The organism is Allobosea thiooxidans, assembly GCF_900168195.1.
Classification (GTDB): domain Bacteria; phylum Pseudomonadota; class Alphaproteobacteria; order Rhizobiales; family Beijerinckiaceae; genus Allobosea; species Allobosea thiooxidans.
In genome coordinates this window covers 1-18,729 of record NZ_FUYX01000010.1, presented here as the reverse complement: position 1 = coordinate 18,729, position 18,729 = coordinate 1, and the positions used below count along the sequence as shown (strand labels likewise).

At 68.9% G+C, this 18,729-nt stretch carries 15 protein-coding genes and 1 pseudogene; 6 read left to right on the top strand and 10 right to left on the bottom strand.

From position 1 onward, the window contains the following. Positions 1-5: 5 nt before the first annotated feature. Genes folK through folP form a run of 3 tightly spaced genes read right to left on the bottom strand, consistent with a single transcriptional unit; the run spans position 6 to position 1,724 of the window. The gene (gene folK, locus B5Y19_RS17355) at positions 6-521 is read right to left on the bottom strand and encodes a 2-amino-4-hydroxy-6-hydroxymethyldihydropteridine diphosphokinase (RefSeq protein WP_055729515.1); all 516 of its coding nucleotides are present in this window, start codon (positions 519-521) and stop codon (positions 6-8) included. Continuing rightward, positions 511-885: a dihydroneopterin aldolase gene (folB, locus tag B5Y19_RS17350; protein WP_055729514.1), complete on the bottom strand. Its 375-nt coding sequence runs from the start codon at positions 883-885 to the stop codon at positions 511-513. Before folB ends, folK begins: the two co-directional genes overlap by 11 nt. After that, positions 882-1,724 (bottom strand): dihydropteroate synthase, encoded by an 843-nt coding sequence (gene folP, locus B5Y19_RS17345; RefSeq protein WP_055729513.1) that lies wholly within the window; start codon positions 1,722-1,724, stop codon positions 882-884. The genes folB and folP overlap by 4 nt, the downstream gene beginning before the upstream one ends. Positions 1,725-1,877: 153 nt before the next feature. Between folP and B5Y19_RS17340 the strand changes: the two genes are divergently transcribed. Beyond that, on the top strand, positions 1,878-2,474 hold the full coding sequence (locus B5Y19_RS17340) for a histidine phosphatase family protein (RefSeq protein WP_139384446.1): 597 nt from the start codon (positions 1,878-1,880) through the stop codon (positions 2,472-2,474). A 245-nt stretch (positions 2,475-2,719) separates the two neighbouring features. Beyond that, positions 2,720-6,739 (top strand): Pls/PosA family non-ribosomal peptide synthetase, encoded by a 4,020-nt coding sequence (locus tag B5Y19_RS17335; protein WP_079591855.1) that lies wholly within the window; start codon positions 2,720-2,722, stop codon positions 6,737-6,739. Between the two features lie 7 nt (positions 6,740-6,746). Here B5Y19_RS17335 and B5Y19_RS17330 read toward each other — a convergent pair whose 3' ends face one another. Next, complete coding sequence (locus B5Y19_RS17330; protein WP_055729511.1) at positions 6,747-7,508, bottom strand: pseudouridine synthase; 762 nt, start codon at positions 7,506-7,508, stop codon at positions 6,747-6,749. A 372-nt stretch (positions 7,509-7,880) separates the two neighbouring features. Between B5Y19_RS17330 and aroC the strand changes: the two genes are divergently transcribed. Then, complete coding sequence (gene aroC / locus B5Y19_RS17325; protein ID WP_055729510.1) at positions 7,881-8,999, top strand: chorismate synthase; 1,119 nt, start codon at positions 7,881-7,883, stop codon at positions 8,997-8,999. A gap of 225 nt (positions 9,000-9,224) precedes the next feature. Beyond that, positions 9,225-10,505 carry a 3,4-dihydroxy-2-butanone-4-phosphate synthase gene (gene ribB, locus B5Y19_RS17320; RefSeq protein ID WP_055729509.1) on the top strand — a complete coding sequence of 427 codons (1,281 nt, stop codon included), beginning with the start codon at positions 9,225-9,227 and terminating at the stop codon, positions 10,503-10,505. Positions 10,506-10,622: 117 nt separating this feature from the next. Here the strand turns inward: ribB and B5Y19_RS17315 are convergent, their stop codons facing one another. Then, a complete protein-coding gene (locus B5Y19_RS17315) occupies positions 10,623-11,552 on the bottom strand; it encodes a histone deacetylase family protein (RefSeq protein WP_055729508.1) in 930 nt (309 codons plus the stop codon). 221 nt (positions 11,553-11,773) lie between these two features. On the opposite strand from B5Y19_RS17315, the gene B5Y19_RS17310 reads away from it, so the two are divergent. After that, complete coding sequence (locus B5Y19_RS17310; RefSeq protein ID WP_055729507.1) at positions 11,774-12,370, top strand: L,D-transpeptidase; 597 nt, start codon at positions 11,774-11,776, stop codon at positions 12,368-12,370. A gap of 237 nt (positions 12,371-12,607) precedes the next feature. Here B5Y19_RS17310 and B5Y19_RS17305 read toward each other — a convergent pair whose 3' ends face one another. The 4 genes from B5Y19_RS17305 to B5Y19_RS17290 form a co-directional block, all read right to left on the bottom strand. Continuing rightward, positions 12,608-12,817: a hypothetical protein gene (locus tag B5Y19_RS17305; protein ID WP_055729506.1), complete on the bottom strand. Its 210-nt coding sequence runs from the start codon at positions 12,815-12,817 to the stop codon at positions 12,608-12,610. 203 nt (positions 12,818-13,020) lie between these two features. Beyond that, positions 13,021-14,400, bottom strand: coding sequence for an aspartate aminotransferase family protein (locus tag B5Y19_RS17300; RefSeq protein ID WP_055729505.1), 1,380 nt, complete (start codon positions 14,398-14,400; stop codon positions 13,021-13,023). A gap of 153 nt (positions 14,401-14,553) precedes the next feature. Further along, entirely contained in the window at positions 14,554-16,032 is a 1,479-nt protein-coding gene (locus tag B5Y19_RS17295; RefSeq protein WP_055729550.1) for an amidase, read from the bottom strand. After that, entirely contained in the window at positions 16,022-16,486 is a 465-nt protein-coding gene (locus B5Y19_RS17290; RefSeq protein ID WP_055729504.1) for a MarR family winged helix-turn-helix transcriptional regulator, read from the bottom strand. The genes B5Y19_RS17295 and B5Y19_RS17290 overlap by 11 nt, the downstream gene beginning before the upstream one ends. 140 nt (positions 16,487-16,626) lie before the next feature. Between B5Y19_RS17290 and B5Y19_RS17285 the strand changes: the two genes are divergently transcribed. Further along, positions 16,627-18,255, top strand: coding sequence for a long-chain-fatty-acid--CoA ligase (locus B5Y19_RS17285; RefSeq protein WP_055729503.1), 1,629 nt, complete (start codon positions 16,627-16,629; stop codon positions 18,253-18,255). A gap of 153 nt (positions 18,256-18,408) precedes the next feature. Here the strand turns inward: B5Y19_RS17285 and B5Y19_RS26150 are convergent. Further along, a pseudogene (locus B5Y19_RS26150) lies at positions 18,409-18,729 on the bottom strand (hypothetical protein); the annotation flags it as partial.

The window sequence follows — 18,729 nt, the reverse complement described above, 5'->3', positions numbered from 1 at the left end:
GCGGCCTAACCCGCCAGCAAGGCCTTCAAGCGATCCGTCGCGGCATCGTCGCGGCGGATCGTTTCGTCTGCGGCTGCTGCAAGGAGCTCGGCCACGGTTCGCCCGCCGATCAGGCGCTGCGGCAGGATCTCCGCCAGCGGCGTCAGCACGAAGGCGCGCTCGGGAATGCGCGGATGCGGGATCTGCAGCCGCGCCTGGTCGATGACGGCGTCGCCATAAGTCAGGATATCGATATCGAGCGTGCGCGGCCCCCAGCGCTCGCGGCGCTCGCGGCCGCCGGCGCGCTCCAGCTCCAGGCAGAAGGCGAGCAGGTCCTGCGGGGCGAGCGAGGTCTCGACCACGGCGGCCATGTTGAGGAATTCGGGCTGGTCGGTCTTGCCCCAGGGCGGCGTGCGATAGACCGAGGACAGCCGCCCGAGCGTGATCTCCGGATGGTCGCGCAGCCCCTGCAAGGCCGCGGCGAAGGCCGCGACCGGATCTCCGAGATTGCCGCCGAAGGCGAGTGCGGCCTCAACCTTCACGCTGGAACCTCAGCTGGATGCCGACCGAGCCGAGAGTCGCAGGGATCGGTGGGGCCGGCTTGCGCAGCGTGACTTCGACGGCGTCGACCGGCGGGAAGGCGTCGAAGATCGCGACGGCCACGGAGCGCGCCGCGCCCTCCAGCAGATGATAGCGGCGGGCGGTGAAGGCCTCGGTCACGATCGCGACGGCGCGGCCATAGTCGACCGTGTCGGCCAGGCGGTCGCTGGCGGCGGCGGCGCGCAAGTCGACATCGAGCACGAGGTCGAGCAGGAAGCGCTGGCCGAGCCGCTCCTCTTCGGAGAAGAAGCCGTGATAGGCGTAGATATCGAGTTTCTCGATCAGGATGCGGCCGGTCTCGCTCACGGATCTACCTTCGTGCTGTCCTCGATCGCGGCCCAGGTCTTGAGCGCGTCGACATGCGGCGCGACGTCATGGGCGCGGATGATGGCGGCGCCGCGGCTGGCGCCGTAGAGATGGGCGGCTATGCTGGCGGCGAGCCGCTCGGCGGGGACCGTACGGCCGGTGATGCGGCCGAGCGTCGATTTGCGCGAGGCGCCGAGCAGGACCGGGCAGCCGAGCGCGCCGAGACGGTCGAGATGGCGGATCAGGTCGAGATTCTGCCGCGCCGTCTTGCCGAAGCCGATGCCGGGATCGACGACGATCTGGCTGTGCGGAACGCCGGCCTGCATCGCGATCGCGATCGAGCGCTCCAGGAAACGCAGCACCTCGTCGAAGATGTCGAGCGTGGCGTCCACGGTCTCGCGATTGTGCATCAGGATGATCGGGGCGCCGGCATGGGCGGCGACCGCGGCGATGCGCGGGTCGCGCTGCGCTCCCCAGACATCGTTGACGATGCCGGCGCCGGCGGCGAGCGCCGCCTCGGCCACCTCGGCCTTGTAGCTGTCGATCGAGATCGGCACGTCGACCCGGGCCTTCAGCGCGGCGATCACCGGCAGCACCCGCGCCATCTCGGTCGCGGCATCGACCGCGGCGTGGCCGGGGCGTGTCGATTCGCCGCCGATATCGACGATGGCCGCGCCCTCGGCGGCGAGGCGCGCGCCATGCGCCACCGCGGCTTCCGTGCTCGCGAGCAGGCCGCCATCCGAGAAGGAATCGGGGGTAACGTTGACGATGCCCATGACGAGCGGCAGCGCGTCGAGCGCGAGGCTGCGGCCGTCTGGCAAGGCGAGGGTGGCGGGCATGGGGCTTCGCGTCCGGAAAAGGCACTGGCGCTATACACAGCCGGCGCGCGATGGGCCACAGAAAGCGGCCTATTGTCGCGATCGCCGCGACGCATGCCCCCTAGTTGCCCAAGGCTTTTGACGATGCCGGCGCCAGCGTGCAGAAGCGAGGGCATGCTTCCGATCTCGCTTCCGCACCGGCTCATCCTCGTCCGTCATGGTGAGACCGACTGGAATCGCGAGGGCCGGCTGCAGGGCGGCCAGGACATTCCGCTGAACGATCTCGGCCGCAGGCAGGCGGCGGAGGCTGCCGGCCGACTCAAGGCGCTGGAGCCGGCCTATGCCGAGCTCGACTATATCGGCTCGCCGATGCAGCGGGCGCGCGAGACCATGGACATCCTGCGGCGCGAGCTCGGCCTGCCCGAAGGCGGCTATGTCGTCGAGGACCGCCTGCGCGAGCTGACCTTCGGCGAATGGGAAGGCTTCACCTGGCGCGACGTGCGCAAGGCCGAGCGCGAGCAGGCGCAACTGCGCGAGCGCGACAAATGGGGCTTCGTGCCGCCGGGCGGCGAGAGCTACCGCATGCTGGCCGAGCGCGTCCGGCCGGTGCTCGAGGGCCTGCGGCGCGAGACGGTGATCGTCAGCCATGGCGGCGTCGCGCGCGCCGTGCTGGCGCTGGTCGGAGCGGTGGCGCCGCGCGATGCCGCCCGGGTCGATATCTGGCAGGGCAAGCTGCTTGTCGTGACCGGCGACAAGGCTGAATGGCTCTGATCGTGCATCGCCCGCGCGTATGCGCGGGCGCGTTCATCGGCGGTTCACGCGTGATTCCGCAGGAGGAATGTGCTAGCAGAGCGGCGTGAAGCGGCGGCTGCCCGGCCGGGGGGCCTCATGTGGATGTCGCGGCGCAGGAGCGACGATTCCGTTTTCTTCATAAGGCGCGTGGTAAGGCGCCGCACTGCCGCAGGCACGGGCTGCCTGGGACGACAGCGACGGGCCTTTGAGCGCAGCGGGGCGCGATGAACGATATGACGAAGCTGCCGGCGGCGTCGGACGCGGCCGGCGCGAAACCCTTTGCCATGCTGGCTGGCGAGAAGCGCCCCGATCTGATCCGCGACGAGGTGTTGGCGGAGATCTTCGCGGCGTCCGTCGCGGCGCGGCCCGACCATGCCGCCCTCGTCGATCGTGACCGCCGCCTGAGCTATGCGGCCGTCTGGGCCGCGGCGGGCCGGCAGGCACGCGGGCTGCAGCTGGCCGGTGTCGGTCCTGGCGACATGGTCGGCCTGTGGATGCCGCGCGGCATCGACCTGCTCGTCGCCCAGATCGCGATCACGCGCGCCGGCGCGGCCTGGGTGCCGTTCGACGCGGAAGCTCCGGTCGAGCGCATCGCGACCTGCCTGAACGATGCCGAGGCGAAGGGCGTCGTCACCTGCCCCGAATGGGCGGGGCGGGCGGAGGAGACCGAGCGGGCGGTCTGGACACCGGAGGCTCTCGCCGCGAGCGCGGACGATGTCGAACCGCCGGCGCGCCCGGCCGGGCTGACCAAGGACCATCCGGTCTATCTGATCTACACCTCGGGCTCGACGGGCACGCCGAAGGCGATCGTCATCAGCCATCGCAACATCTGCCACTTCCTCCGCTCCGGAAACGCGCTCTACGGCTTCGGTCCCGACGACGTCGTGTTCCAGGGCGCCTCGGTCGCCTTCGACCTGTCGATGGAGGAGATCTGGACGCCCTATCTCGTCGGCGCGACGCTGTTCGTCGCCTCGCCGGAGATGATGGGCGATGCCGAGAAGCTGCCCGCCATCCTGAACGAGGCCGGGGTCACCATCATCGACACCGTGCCGACGCTGCTCGGCATCCTGCCGGCCGACGTGCCCTCGCTGAAGCTGATCCTGCTCGGGGGCGAGGCGCTGCCGCCGGCGATCGTGCAGAAATGGTCCAAGCCTGGCCGGCGCATCCTCAACACCTACGGGCCGACGGAAGCGACGGTCGTCGCCACCGCCGCCGAGGTCGTGCCAGGCGAGACCGTCACCATCGGCAAGCCGATCCCGAACTACACCGCCTATGTCGCCAACGAGGAGCTGCACCTCGTCCGGCCGGGCGAGCAGGGCGAATTGCTGATCGGCGGTCCCGGCGTCGCCAAGGGCTATCATGGCCGGCCCGAACTCACGGCCGAGAAGTTCATCGCCAATCCCTTCGCCGGTGTCGCCGGCGCGGAGGACCCGGTCCTCTATCGCTCGGGTGATGCGGTCAGCCTCGACAACGACGGCAACATCGTCTTCCACGGGCGCATCGACGACCAGATCAAGATCCGCGGCTTCCGCGTCGAGCTCGGCGAGATCGAATCCAAGCTCGCCGACGAGCCCGGCGTGGCGCAGGCCGCCGTCGTGCTACGCAGCGACGACGGCATCGAGCGGCTGGTCGCCTTCGTGGTGCCGGAGCCGGGCGTGGCGGTCGACGGACCGGCGCTCAGGGCCGCTCTGCGCGAGAAGCTGCCGCCCTACATGGTGCCGGCCCATTTCGAGGCTGCCGGCTCGCTGCCGCGCATGGTCTCCGGCAAGCTCGACCGCAAGATGCTGAAGGCGGCGCCGCTGACGGCGCCCACCGCCGAGGGCGAGCAGGAGCCGCCGCGCAATGCCACGGAAGCCGCGCTGCTGGAGGCGGCCAAGCGCGTGCTCGGCGCCGCGAGTCTGCCGCTGGAGGCCGATTTCTTCGTCGATCTCGGCGGGCATTCGCTGCTGGCGGCCCGCTTCATCTCGATCGTGCGCGAGACGCCGGCCTATGCCGGCATCACGCTGCAGGACGTCTATGGCGCGCGCACGCTGCGCGCCATGGCGGCGCTGCTCGACGAGCGCGGCGCCGCGACGGCCGAGGACCTCTCCTTCACGCCGCCGCCCTTCCTGCGCCGCTTCCTCTGCGGCCTCGCCCAGGCGGTGGTGCTGCCGGTCATCATCGGCCTGTCGACGGCGCAATGGCTCGGCGTCTTCGTCACCTACATGATCATCTCGGGCGAGGATCTGCCGCTGCTCGGCCAGATCGCCGCGCTGCTCGGCGTCTATGTCGCGATCATCGTCGTCACCGGCCTCATCGCCATCGCGTTGAAATGGCTCGTGCTCGGCCGGAGCAAGCCGGGAATCTATCCGCTCTGGGGCGTCTATTACTTCCGCTGGTGGTTCGCCGCGCGCGTTGCCGGGCTCGTCCATATCAAATGGCTGCAGGGCACTCCGGTGATGCGCTTCTACTGGCGCCTGCTCGGCGCCAAGGTCGGGCGCGACGTGATCATCTCCGACTACGAGGCCGGCGCCATCGACCTGATCGAGATCGGTGACTTCACGACCTTCGGCTCCAAGACCACCTTCGCCAATGGCGAGGCGATCGGCGACAAGCTGGTGATCGGCCGCATCAAGATCGGCAAGGACGTCTCGGCCGGCGCCTCCGTGGTTCTCGGCCATGGCTGCGTCGTCGGCGACCATGCCGAGATCGCCGACCTGACCGCGATCGCGCCGGGCGCCCGGGTCGGCGCCGCCGAGATCTGGGACGGCACGCCGGCGCGCAAGGTCGGCACGGTCGACCTCGCCGCCCTGCCGCCGCAGGCGCAGGCCTCGCCGGGCCGCCGGGCGGCGATGCTGGCCTTCTACATCCTGATGTTGGTGGTGCTGCCGCCGGTCAGTCTGCTGCCCATCTTCCCGGCCTTCTGGCTGTTCGACAAGATCGACTACTTCATCGCCGGCTGGACCGAGATCAGCTATCTCTGGTTCCTGCCGATCCTGACCTGGCCGACCGCGATCGGCCTGATCGCCTTCACCGTTCTGCTGATGGCGGGGCTGCGCTGGGCGGTCCTGCCGCGCGTCACCTCCGGCTCCTATTCGATCCATTCCGGCTTCTACGCCCGCAAATGGACGGTGGCACTGGCGACGGAAGTGACGCTGGAAACGCTCTCCTCGCTCTTCGCCACCATCTACATGCGCGCCTGGTACCGGCTGATGGGCGCCAGCATCGGCAAGGGAGCGGAGATTTCGACCAACCTCTCCGGCCGCTACGACCTCACCGGAATCGGCGCCGGCAACTTCATCGCCGACGAAGTGGTCTTCGGCGACGAGGACATGCGGCGCGGCTATATGCGCCTCGACGCGACGCGCACCGGCGAGCAGGTCTTCGTCGGCAACGACGCCGTGGTGCCGCCGGGCGCGGTCATCCCGGACCGCGTGCTGATCGGCATCAAGTCGAAGCCGCCGGCCAACGACCGCATGCAGCCCGGCGATACCTGGTTCGGCTCGCCGCCGATCAAGTTGCCGACGCGGCAGAAGGTCGATCTCGGTGCCGACTGGACCTACAAGCCGTCCTTCGCCAAGCAGTTCGGCCGCGGCCTGTTCGAGGCGCTGCACACCTCCTTCCCGGCGATGCTGTTCATCACCTTCGGCACGCTCGCGGTCGACCTCGTGCTGCAGCAGAAGATCAACGAGGGCGACTGGATCGGGCTCGCGCTCTCCTTCATGGCTGTCGCGGTCGCGATCGCCGTGGTGCAGGCGCTGATCTGCGCCGCCGTCAAATGGCTGATGATGGGCGTCTACAAGCCGGTGATGAAGCCGATGTGGTCCTGGTGGGCGATGCGCACCGAGGCGGTGGCGGTGATGTATTGGGGGCTGGGCGGCAAGGTGCTGTTCGACTATCTGCGCGGCACGCCCTTCCTGCCCTGGTTCCTGATGCTGTTCGGGGCAAAATACGGCAGGGGCGTCTGGCTCGACTCCACGGACATCACCGAGTTCGACTGCATCAAGGTCGGCGATTTCTGCACGGTCAACGCCCATTCGGCCCTGCAGACCCATCTCTACGAGGACCGGGTGATGAAGGTCGGCAAGGTCAGGCTCGGCAAGGGCGTCTGCGTCGGGGCGGGAGCGACCGTGCTCTACGACACCCATGTCGGCGACTACGCCCAGATCGGGCTGCTGACCGTGATCATGAAGGGCGAGAACCTGCCGGCGCATACGCGCTGGGAAGGCGCCCCGGCCGTGCCGGCGACGGCCGCCGCGCACTGAGCCCGGCTCAGCCCCTAGCGGATGCGAGGGGGAGGGCGACCTCGTCGGGGCGCAGCTCCCTGACGGCGCCCTTTGCGAGTTCGCCGAGATCGAGCCCGCCGATCCTGACGCGGACGAGGCGCAGCACCTCGGCCCCGGCGGCCTCGACGATGCGCCGGATCTGCCGGTTGCGGCCCTCGTCGATCACCATCTCGACCCAGGCGTTGCGCTCGCCGTGCCGCAGCAGGGTCGCGGAGCGGATCGTCAGGACCTCGCCCTCGTCGACCGCGCCCTGTCCCAGCCGGGCCATGAGGTCGGCGTCGGGAACCCGGTCGATCTGGACGTGATAGGTCTTCTCGACTCCGGCGGCGGGGTCGAGGATGCGCTGGGCCCAGCGCGTATCGTTGCTCATCAGCAGGAGGCCCTCGCTCGCCATGTCGAGGCGCCCGACCGGGGCGAGATGGGGCAGGTCCAGCCCCTCCAGGCAGGTATAGACCGTCTGGCGACCCTCAGGGTCGTTCGCGGTGGTGACCAGGCCGCGCGGCTTGTTCAGCGCCAGATAGATGCGGCGCGCTGCGGCAACGGCGCGGCCGTCGACCCGTAGCCGTGCGCGCTGCGGGTCGATCCGCAGCTCCGGGTGCCGGGCGATGCGGCCATCGACCTCGACGCGCCCGTCTCGCACCAGCTTCTCGGCCTGCGTCCGCGAGCAATAGCCGAGCTTGGAGAGGGCGCGCGCCAGGCTGACGGCGGCCGTCGCGGTGGGGGTGGAGCGTTTGGGGAAGCGGGTCATGGCGAGCCGGGCAGGACGTGAACGCGGTGGCCGGCGGCGCCCTGGGAAAGGCGCTCGGCGGCTGCGCTCACGCGGCCGAGGGCTTGCAGTCGAAGCCCGGTTGATCTTGGAGAGGCGTGGTCGGGCGCCGCGCGCGCAGGCTGGCCCGAGCCGGTTCAACCCCGAAGCCGCCCGGCAGGGCGACTCGGGGCTAGATTCCCGCGATGATGGGACTCCCGGGGCGCCAGGAGCGCGAAGGGCAGGGCGGCCGGCGGCTCATGGGCGCGCTTGAAGCGGCGAGGCCGCGCCTTGTCAATGGCCCGATGCGGCCAGGCGGGGTTTCGCCGCGGGCCGATCCGGCTTAAGAGCCGATACGAAACGCATCGGACGCCCATGTCGCACAACAGCTTCGGCCATCTCTTCCGCGTCACCACCTTCGGCGAAAGCCATGGACCCGCCATCGGCTGCGTCGTCGACGGCTGCCCGCCGCTGATCCCGCTGACCGAGGCCGATATCCAGGGCGATCTCGACCGGCGCCGGCCGGGCCAGTCCCGCTTCACCACGCAGCGCCAGGAGCCGGACCAGGTCCGCATCGTCTCCGGCGTCTTCGCCCGTGAGAGCGACGGCGTGCAGGTGACGACCGGCACCTCGATCGGGCTCATGATCGACAATGTCGACCAGCGCTCGAAGGATTATTCCGATATCAAGGACAAGTACCGGCCGGGCCATGCCGATTTCACCTATGACGTGAAATACGGCATCCGCGACTATCGCGGCGGCGGGCGCTCCTCGGCGCGCGAGACGGCGATGCGGGTCGCCGCCGGCGCCATCGCGCGCAAGGTCGTGCCGGGCATGGTTGTGCGCGGCGCGCTCGTCCAGATCGGCCCGCACAAGATCGACCGCGCCAACTGGGACTGGGAGGAGGTCGGCCGCAACCCGTTCTTCTGCCCGGATGCCAAGGCAGCGGCCTTCTTCGCCGATTATCTCGACGGTGTCCGCAAGTCCGGCTCCTCGATCGGGGCGGTGCTCGAGATCGTGGCGGAAGGTGTTCCGGCGGGGCTCGGCGCGCCGATCTACAGCAAGCTCGACGCCGAGATCGCGGCGGCGCTGATGAGCATCAACGCCGTCAAGGGCGTCGAGATCGGCGAGGGCTTCGGCGCCGCCGAGCTCTCTGGCGAGGAGAATGCCGACGAGATGCGGGCCGGCAATGACGGGCGCCCGCTCTTCCTGTCCAACCATGCCGGCGGCATCCTCGGAGGTATCTCGACGGGGCAGCCGATCGTCGCCCGCTTCGCGGTAAAGCCGACCTCCTCGATCCTGGCGACGCGCGCCACCGTGACGCGCACCGGCGGCGAGGCGGAGATGTTCACCAAAGGCCGGCACGACCCCTGCGTCGGCATCCGCGCTGTGCCGGTCGGCGAGGCGATGGTCGCCTGCGTGCTGGCGGACCAGTATCTGCGCCATCGCGGGCAGGTTGGCGTCGTCGCGCCGCGCTGGCCGTTTCAGGAGTAAGGCAAGGCCGTCATCCGCGAGCGTGGGGGCGTCATTGCGAGCGCAGCGAAGCAATCCAGGGGGACCGGGTGAGACGTTTCACCCCGTCCCTCTGGATTGCTTCATCGCTTCGCTCCTCGCAATGGCGGGGACGGCTGAGAGATCGGGACATCTTGCATTTCAGCAATACTGAAAATGTGCTCCTGCTTCATTGCGGATGAAGCCGAGACGTATTAGCTTCTCGGCATGAAGCTCGACGCTTGGCTCCGGCAGAACAAGATCGCGCGCAGCGCCTTCGCCAAGCAGGTCGGCCTGTCGCCGGCCAGCGTGACCGCGCTGTGCAACGATCCGGCCGCCTGGATCTCCCGCGAAAGCGCCGAGCGCATCGCCGCCGCCACCGACGGCGCCGTGACCCCGAATGATTTCCTCGGCCTGTCAGGGCCGCGCGAGGCCGCCATGTCCAACAATGTCGCCGAGACCATCGAAGCCTTCGCCCGCGGCGAGATCGTCATCGTCACCGATGACGACGATCGCGAGAACGAGGGCGATCTCATCGTCGCCGCTTCGCTCTGCACGCCGGAGAAGATGGCCTTCATCATCCGCAACACCTGCGGCATCGTCTGCGCGCCGCTGACGACGAGCGAGGCGCGGCGCCTGCGCCTCGACCCGATGGTGTCGTCGAACGACGCTCCGCTCGGCACCGCCTTCACCATCACCGTCGACGTCAAGCACGGGCTGACCACCGGGATCTCGGCCGAGCAGCGCAACAACACGGTGCGTGCGCTGGCCAACGGCAATATGGGCGCCGCCGATTTCGTGCGTCCGGGCCATGTCTTCCCGCTCATCGCCAAGGATGGCGGCGTGCTGATGCGCTCGGGCCATACGGAAGCGGCCGTCGACCTGTGCAAGCTCGCCGACCTGCCGCCGGTCGGCGTGATCTGCGAGCTCGCCAATGACGATGGCACGGTGATGAAGGGCGCCCAGATCAGCGCCTTCGCCGAGAAGCACGGGCTGAAGCAGATCACCGTCGCGGACCTGATCGCCTATCGCCAGTCGCGCGAGAAGCTGGTCGAGCGGGTGCATTCCTTCCCGGTCAAGACCGCCTTCGGCGAGATGACCGGCCATGTCTACATCACGCCCTTCGACGACACGCAGCATTTCGCCTTCGTGATGGGCAAGCTCGGCGATGGCGAGAAGGTGCCGGCTCGCCTGCACCGGGCCGATGTCGTCGGCGACGTGCTGGGCGGGGCGGGCGCGGTGCAGTGCGCGCTGAGGCGTTTCCAGCAGGAGGGCAGGGGCGTGCTCGTCTATCTGCGCGACGGCAGCGCCGGCGTGCCGATCAAGAGCGTCGAGGACGAGGGCGCGGATGCGCTGCGCAGCCAGCAATGGCGCGAGGTCGGCCTCGGTGCGCAGATCCTGCGCGATCTCGGTGTCAGCTCGATCGTGAACCTGGCTTCCTCGCCGCGCTCCTTCGTCGGCCTCTCCGGCTTCGGCATCGAGATCGCCGAGACGGCGCCGCTGGAATAAGGCGCTTCGTCGTCATTGCGAGCCACGCGAAGCAATCCAGGGGAGCTGGGTCGAACGTCTGATCCAATCCCCTCGACGGCTTCGTCGCTTCGCGCCTCGCAATGACGGGCGGGGCGCTCACCCTTCCATCAGCGCCGAAACATGGGCGGCTGTCGATTTCGCCAGCGCGTCGAGGTCGTAACCGCCTTCCAGGATCGAGACGACGCGGCCGGCGGCGTGCCGGTCGGCCAGTTCGATCAGCTTGCGGGTCGCCCAGGCGAAATCGGCCTCGCGCAGGTTGAGGCTCGCGAGCGGGTCGCGCCAATGCGCGTCGAAGCCGGCCGAGATGACGACGAGGTCGGGGCGGAAGGCTGCGACCCGCGGCAGGATCGCGATGTCGAAGGCTTCGCGGAACGCGTCCGAACCGGTGCCTGGGGCGAGGGGCACGTTGACGATCGTGTCGTGCTCGCCGCGTTCGGACGCGGCGCCCGTGCCGGGGTAGAGCGGCATCTCATGGGTCGAGGCGTAGAGCACGCTGTCGTCGTTCCAGAAGATGTCCTGGGTGCCGTTGCCGTGGTGGACGTCCCAGTCGACGATGACGACGCGCTCGGCGCCGTGCGCCGCCTGGGCGTGGCGCGCCGCAACCGCGGCGTGGTTGAAGAAGCAGAAGCCCATCGCACGTGCGCGCTCGGCATGGTGCCCGGGCGGGCGCATGGCGACGAAGGCGCCGCGGGCCCTGCCGCCGAACACCTCGTCCACCGCATGGACCGCGCCGCCGACGCCGCGCAGCGCCGCTTCGATCGTGCCGGGCGACATCAGCGTATCGGCATCGATCTGGACGAAGCCGGCCTCGGGCGAAGAGGCGATCAGCGCCTGCGCATAGGCGCGGTCATGGCAGAGCGCCACCTGATCGATCGTGCCGAGCGGCGCCTCGACCCGAATCAGTGCCGCGAAGCGCTCGGCCTCGAGCGCCTGCTCGACCGCTCGCAGCCGCTCGGCGCATTCGGGATGACCGGCCGGCATCGCATGGGCCAGACCGGCGGGATGGGTGATGAGCAGCGTGGTCAAGCGTGTCGGTCCGGGAAATGCGGGCGGTGAAGCGGGGGGCGTGGCCGGTTTGCCACGCATTCGCTCCATGCGAATGCCATAAAGGGAACCAGATTGCGCCGCGACCGTTTGGAGCCTAGTGCTTCGCCAGACCGTAGCCTCTTGGGCAAGACCCGGGTGATACGAAGCGTTAACGTTCGATTCATCATAAAGGCTACCTTCGGGTCGCGCTGGTGGAGGCTATGAAAAAGTCCGTTTTCGTCGCACTGGCGCTCTCCGCCCTCCTGGGCGCCTGCCAGTATAAGAGCATTGCGGCTCCCGAACTGTCGGCGCGGGACGCCGAATATATCGCGCTCGTCCCCAAGTTCGACACCTACCTTCCCTATCTCCCCTACGAGATCGCCGATCCGACGGGCCAGCCGCCCGGTACGATCTATATCGATACCAAGTCGAAATTCCTCTATCTCGTGCTGCCGAACCGGAGGGCGATCCGTTACGGCGTCGCGACCGGCGAGGAAGCCTATGGCTGGACCGGCGAGGCCGTGGTGCAGCGCAAGGCCGAATGGCCGCGCTGGACGCCGCCGGCCGAGATGGTGAAGCGCTGGCCGCATCTGAAGCCCGTCGCGGGCGGCATGAATGGCGGCCCCGAGAACCCGCTCGGCGCGCGCGCGCTCTATCTCTACCAGGACGGCAAGGACACGCTCTACCGCATCCACGGCACCAACGAGCCGGAGACGATCGGCCGCTCGGCCTCCTCCGGCTGCATCCGGATGCGCAACATCGATGTGATCGACCTGTTCAACCGGGTTCCGGCCGGGGCGAAGGTCGTGGTCGTCTGATCGGATCGGACGATTTGGAGATGTCAGCGGGCGGCCTCGGGGCCGCCCGTTTTCGTTTGGGCATGCTTTCCGCGGAACCACGCCGTCATTCCGGGCTTATGCCTGCGGCATGCCCCGGAATGACGGTGCGATCCCGTGCTGAGACGCGATTCGGCACCGCCCAGGGAGCCGAACAAAAAAAGGCCGGTGGGAGTTTGAGCTCCGCACCGGCCAGTCATGGGTCTCGAAGGGGAGGTTTCAGTCGACGAAACCGTGGCGAAGCACGCCGGGCAATTCAGGCCTGGGTACCTTGCCGTGCTGGCTCAACGCGCCGGAGAGCTGTCTGGTTCCCGCCGCGACCGCCTGAATTGCGATCGGACGGAAGCGCGCTGCATAGACTTCCCGTGCCGAAGCGTCGTGGAAGCCCTTGCGGGTCTGCATCTGGGGGCTGGTGTCGCGCTGGACCATGGCTCCTGGCTCGCTGATGACCTGACGTCGCGGGCTCTCGCCCTCGACCAGGCCACACTGGAAGCCGATCGGGACCGCGCCGGGGCACCACTGTGATTTGTTCGTGGCGATCTCGGGCCGCGCAGATATCCGGCCACAATGCTGAACGAAACAAAAAAGCCGGGCGTCGCCGCCCGGCTTCCCGATAGGTATTCCGACGCGGATCAGGCGGCCAGCAGACCTTCGGCCTTGGCCCAGTTCAGCGTCTTGTCGAGGGCGCGCTCGCAGCGATTGAACATTTCCTCGATCTCGGCCTCGCTGATCACCAGCGGCGGGCAGAAGGCGAGGCGGTCGCCCATGGCGCGGGTGATGAAGCCTTCTTCCAGCGCATAGGCGACGGCCTTGGCGGCGACGCCGTTCTTGGCCTCGAACGAGGCCTTGGTCTGCTTGTCCTTGACCAGCTCGGCGCCGCCGATCAGGCCGACGCCACGGGCTTCGCCGACAAGCGGGTGCTCGGCGAGCTTGTCGAGCCGGCGCAGGAAGGCCGGCGCGACCTTGTTGACGTGGTCGACGATCTTCTCGCGCTGGTAGATCTCCAGCGTCTTCACCGCGACCGCGCAGCCGACCGGATGGCCGGCATAGGTGTTGCCGTGGCCGAAGGTGCCGATCTTGCGGCTCTGGTCGACAAGGACCTCGTAGACCTTCTCGTTCATCATCACGGCGCTGAGCGGGAAATAGGCCGAGGTGATCTGCTTGGCGAGCGAGATCGTGTCGGCGTTCATGCCGTAGGTCTCGGTGCCGAACATCTTGCCGGTGCGGCCGAAGCCGGTGATGACCTCGTCCGAGATGAACAGGATGTCGTATTTGGCGAGGACGGCGTTGATCTTCTCGAAATAGCCTTCCGGGGGGGTGATCGCGCCGCCGGCGCCCATCACCGGCTCGGCGATGAAGGCGGCGACCGTGTCCGGCCCCTCGCGCAGGATCATCTCCTCGAGCTCGGCGGCGAGGCGCGACGAGTAATCCTGCTCGCTCTCGCCCGGCTCGGCGAAGCGGTAGTGATGCGGGCAGGAGGTGTGCATGATGCCGGGCAGCGGCAGGTCGAAGTCGATGTGGTTGTTCGGCAGGCCGGTCAGCGAGGCGGAGGCGACGGTGACGCCGTGATAGCCCTTGAGCCGCGAGATGATCTTCTTCTTCTGCGGCCGGCCCAGCGCATTGTTCATGTACCAGACGATCTTGACCTGGGTGTCGTTGGCGTCGGAGCCGGAGGCGCCGTAGAACACCTTGGAGATCGGAACCGGGGCGATCTCCTTCAGTTTCTCGGCGAGTTCGATCGCCGGATCATGACTGCGCCCGCCGAAGATGTGGGTGAAGGGCAGCTTCTTCATCTGCTCGTAGGCCGTCTCGATCAGCTCCTGGTTGGAGTAGCCGAGCGCGGTGCACCAGAGCCCCGCCATGCCCTCGATATATTCCTTGCCGGCCGAGTCGTAGACGTAGACGCCCTTGCCGCTTTCCAGCACCAGTGGCCCGTTCTGCCGATGGGTGGCGAGGTTGGTATAGGGGTGGACGAGCGTTTCTATGTCCCTGACGGCGAGATTCGACAGCATGATGGGCCTCCCGGTTCCGTTTAAGATTCTTGCCACTCTAGGCTAATCTGTCCGCAAATGTTGAGCGCTTTTGGCGCGGGGGGCGGCAGACTCTGCTGCAAGGCAGCCGTCACTGTAAGGCGGCCGCCTGGCTCGCAAAAGTCATCCCGCCGATCAGCGCGCCGGCGGCGCGACGAAGCGGCCGCCCATGGCTTCCAGCATCGCGCCGACGGCGATGGCGGTGCGATCCTCGCCGAAGGGCGCGATGATCTGGACGCCGAGCGGCAACCCCTCGCGCGAGAATCCGACCGGCGCTGCCAGGGCCGGCAGGTCGGCGCCGGTGGCGAGCGAGGCCCAGAGCAGGAAGTCGAGATAGGGGCGGGGCGCGCCGTTCACGATCAACTGCCGGGCGTGGATGTCCGGCCCATGATCATGCGGGATGGCGGCGACGGGCGCCGGCGGGCAGAGCAGGACGTCGTAGCGCGCGAAGAAGCGCGCCCATTGCCGCTTCTGCGCGAGGCGGCGCTGAGCAAGCTGCTGATAGAGACCGGGCGTCATGCGGGCGCCGCGCGCCTGCAGGGCCTGGTGCGACAGGTCGTTCGGGCTGTAGCGCGAGGCCTGGGCCTGGATGCGGGCGCGCACCTTCGGCGGCAGGCCGTAGGCGACGACGGCATGGTTCAGAAGCGCATAGACCTCGAAGGCGTCGGCGAAGCCGACCGAGGGGCGGGCAGTCTCGTCGACGATGGCGCCGGCCGCGGCCAGGCGGCGCGCGGCTTCGCGCACCGCGTCCGAGACCTCGCGATCGACCGGTGCGAAGGGATCGTCGGCCCAGAGCGCGACGCGCAGGCCCTTCGCGCCGACGGCCCGCGGTTCCGGCAGGGTCGGGGCGGGCAGGGCCGCATCCCGCGGGCCGGCGATGACGGGCAGGACGAGATCCAGATCCTCGGCGGCGCGGGCAATGGGGCCGGCCACCATCAGATCGACGTTGCGCGGCGGGCGGCGCTCCGGCGGGGGCGGGATCGCCCCCCAGGTCGAGACCAGCCCCCAGCTCGTCTTCAGGCCGAAGACGCCGCAGGCATGGGCCGGCCAGCGGATCGAGCTGCCGAGATCGGAGCCGAGCTCGAAGGCGCTCATGCCGGTGGCCACGGCCACCGCCGCACCGCCCGAGGAGCCGCCGGGGGAGCGCGTCTCGTCCCAGGGGTTGTTGGTCACGCCATGGGCGGGGTTGTAGCTCTGGAAATCGCCGGAGAACACCGGGACATTCGTCTTGCCGAGGATGACGGCGCCGGCGGCGCGCAGCCTTGCGACCGGCGCGGCGTCCTCGTCCGGCACGCGCTCGCGATAGGCGGGCAGGCCGCCGGAGGAGGGCAGGCCGGCGACGTCGAAGGCGTCCTTGATCGTGATCGGCAGCCCTTCGAGCGGGCGGGCCGTGCCGTTCGCGATCCGCACGTCGCTGAGGCGGGCCATGGCGCGGGCGGCCTCGCGGTCCTGCGCCACGATGGCGTTGAGGCGTGGGTTCAGCGCATCGATCCGGGCGAAGCTCGCTTCGAGCAGCGCGGCGGCGCTGAAGCGCCGGGCGGCCAGGGCGGCGCGCAGGGCCGTGGCGGAGGCGGTGAGGTCGATCTCGGCAGCCATCGCGGCGTCACTCGGCATCGACGGCGCGGGCAAGGTCGCGCCAGAGCAGGACGAGGCGGTCGAGCTCGGCCAGATCGCCGGGGTTCAGCTTGCCGAGCGTGCTGGCGACGAAATCGCGCTGGGCGGCGATGCCGGCCTCGGCCAGGCGGCGGCCTTCGGGCGTCAGATGCATGGCATAGGAGCGCCGGTCGCCGGCGATGGCGCGACGCTCGACGAGGCCGGCCTGAACCAGGCGGTCGACCAGGCCGGAGACATTGCCTTTGGTGACATAGAGCCGCTCGGCGAGCTCGCTCTGGCTGATGCCCTCCTGCTCGGTCAGGGTCGAGAGCAGGTCGAATTGCGGGATCGAGAGGCCGAACGCGCGGATCCGTGCCGTCATCTGGAGGAGCATGCGCTGGTGCAGGCGCATGAAGCGGAACCAGACCCGATCCGGTTCGGGCACCCCCGGCGGCGCAGGCTTCGGTGCGGACATACGGCGTTTCCCCCCGCTCTGAACGATCAGACCTAAACCATCTCGCGCGAGCAGGCGAGCCTTCGATAGTGCGGCTTCCCTTTCGCGGAAACACGCCGCTATCCTCTCCCCAAAACCAGAAAGCTCCGGGAGAAACGCGCATGCTCGGCCTGATGCAGGACTGGCCCCTTCTGCTCCATCGGATCATCGACCACGCCGCGATCCAGCACGGCACGCGCGAGGTGGTGAGCCGCGCTGTCGAGGATGGCGGCCTGAGGCGCCGCAGCTATGTCGAGATCCGGGAGCGCGCGCTTAGGGTGGCCAAGCGGCTGCAGTGGCAGGGGATGCGGCATGGCGACAGGGTGGCGACGCTGGCCTGGAACACCGACCGCCATCTCGAGCTCTGGTACGGGATCAGCGGCATCGGCGCGATCACGCATACCGTCAATCCGCGGCTCTTCCCCGATCAGATCGCCTGGATCATCAACCACGCCGGGGACCGGCTGCTCTTCCTCGACCTCACCTTCGTGGCGATGATCGAGCAGCTGCAGGAGAAGCTGCCGAGCATCGAGCGCTACGTCATCCTGACAGACGCCGCACATATGCCGCAGACGACGCTGAAGGGCGCGGTCGCCTATGAGGACTGGCTCGCCGAGGCGGATGCCGACTTCGCGTGGCTCGCCTTCGACGAGAACACCGCGGCCGGGCTCTGCTACACCTCGGGAACCACCGGCGGGCCGAAAGGCGTGCTCTACTCGCATCGCTCGAACGTGCTGCATGCGATGACCTGGGCGGCGCCCGACTATCTCAACCTGTCCTCGCGCGACACGGTGATGCCCGTGGTGCCGCTGTTCCACGCAAACAGCTGGTCGCTGGCCTATTCGGCGCCGATGACCGGCGCGAAGCTGGTGATGCCGGGTGCGAAGCTCGACGGGGCCTCGCTGTACGAATTGCTGGAAGGCGAGGGAGTCACCATGACGGCCGCGGTGCCGACGGTCTGGCTCGGCCTGCTCCAGCATCTGGAGGCGACCGGCGGCAAGCTTTCGACGCTGAAGCGGGTCGTGATCGGTGGCTCGGCCTGTCCGCGGGCGATGACCGAGGCCTTCGAGCGGAAATACGGCGTCACCGTCTCCCATGCCTGGGGCATGACCGAGATGAGCCCGCTCGGCTCCTTCTGCTCGGTCAAGCCGGTCTACGAGCATCTCGAAGGCGAAGCGCTCTACGATCTCAAGGTCAAGCAGGGTCACCCGGGCTTCACCGTCGAGTTCCGGCTGACCGACGATGCCGGGCGCGACCTGCCCTGGGACGGCAAGACCTTCGGCCGGCTCAAGATGCGCGGGCCGGCGGTGGCGCGCGCCTATTTCAAGCGCGAGGATGAGCCGATCCTGGACGAGCAGGGCTTCTTCGACACCGGCGATGTCGGCACCATCGACCCGGCCGGCTACATGCAGATCACCGACCGCTCCAAGGACGTGATCAAGTCCGGCGGCGAGTGGATCTCCTCGATCGACCTCGAAAACCTCGCTGTCGGCCATCCCGACGTGGCGGAGGCGGCGGTGATCGGCGTCGCCCATCCGAAATGGGATGAGCGGCCGCTGCTCGTGATCGTGCCGAAGCCGGGGCGCCGGCCCGGCAAGGAGGAAATGCTGGCCTTCATGACCGGCAAGATCGCGAAATGGTGGCTGCCCGACGATGTCGTGCTGGTCGAGGCGATCCCGCATACCGCGACGGGCAAGATCCAGAAGACGGCGCTGCGCGAGATGTTCAGGGACTATCGGCTGCCAGGGTGACCTTGCGGGTCGGCTTAGCCGCTTCGCTTCTCGCGACGACGTCACCGGCGGCAAGCATGTCTGTGCCCTGAAACGGGAACGGCGCCCCGATGGGGCGCCGCGTGTGTTTGACCGGGGCTGAGCCGCTGAGCCCTTGGCGCAGCGGGGCCCAGCTCAGAACTCTTCCCATCCGGCGTCCTGGGCGCGGCCATTGGCGACCTTGCGCGGGGCGGGGGCGGATTTGGACTGGGCGAAGGCGGCTTGGGCGAGCTGGCGCAGCCGCTCCGGCTCGGAGCCGTCGGCCGCGGCCGCCGTGGCGCTGGCCGGCGCTGCCGCCGGGCGAGTCAGCGAGCGCAGGGCAGGCTTGGCCGGGCGCGGGGAGGCCGAGCCCGCAGCCGCGACCGGCGCGGCCTGGGCCGCCTCGCGGCCGGTGCGGAAGGCCGCGACCAGTTCGTTGAGCTGGCCGATCCGGCCGGTCAGCGCATTGGCCGAGGC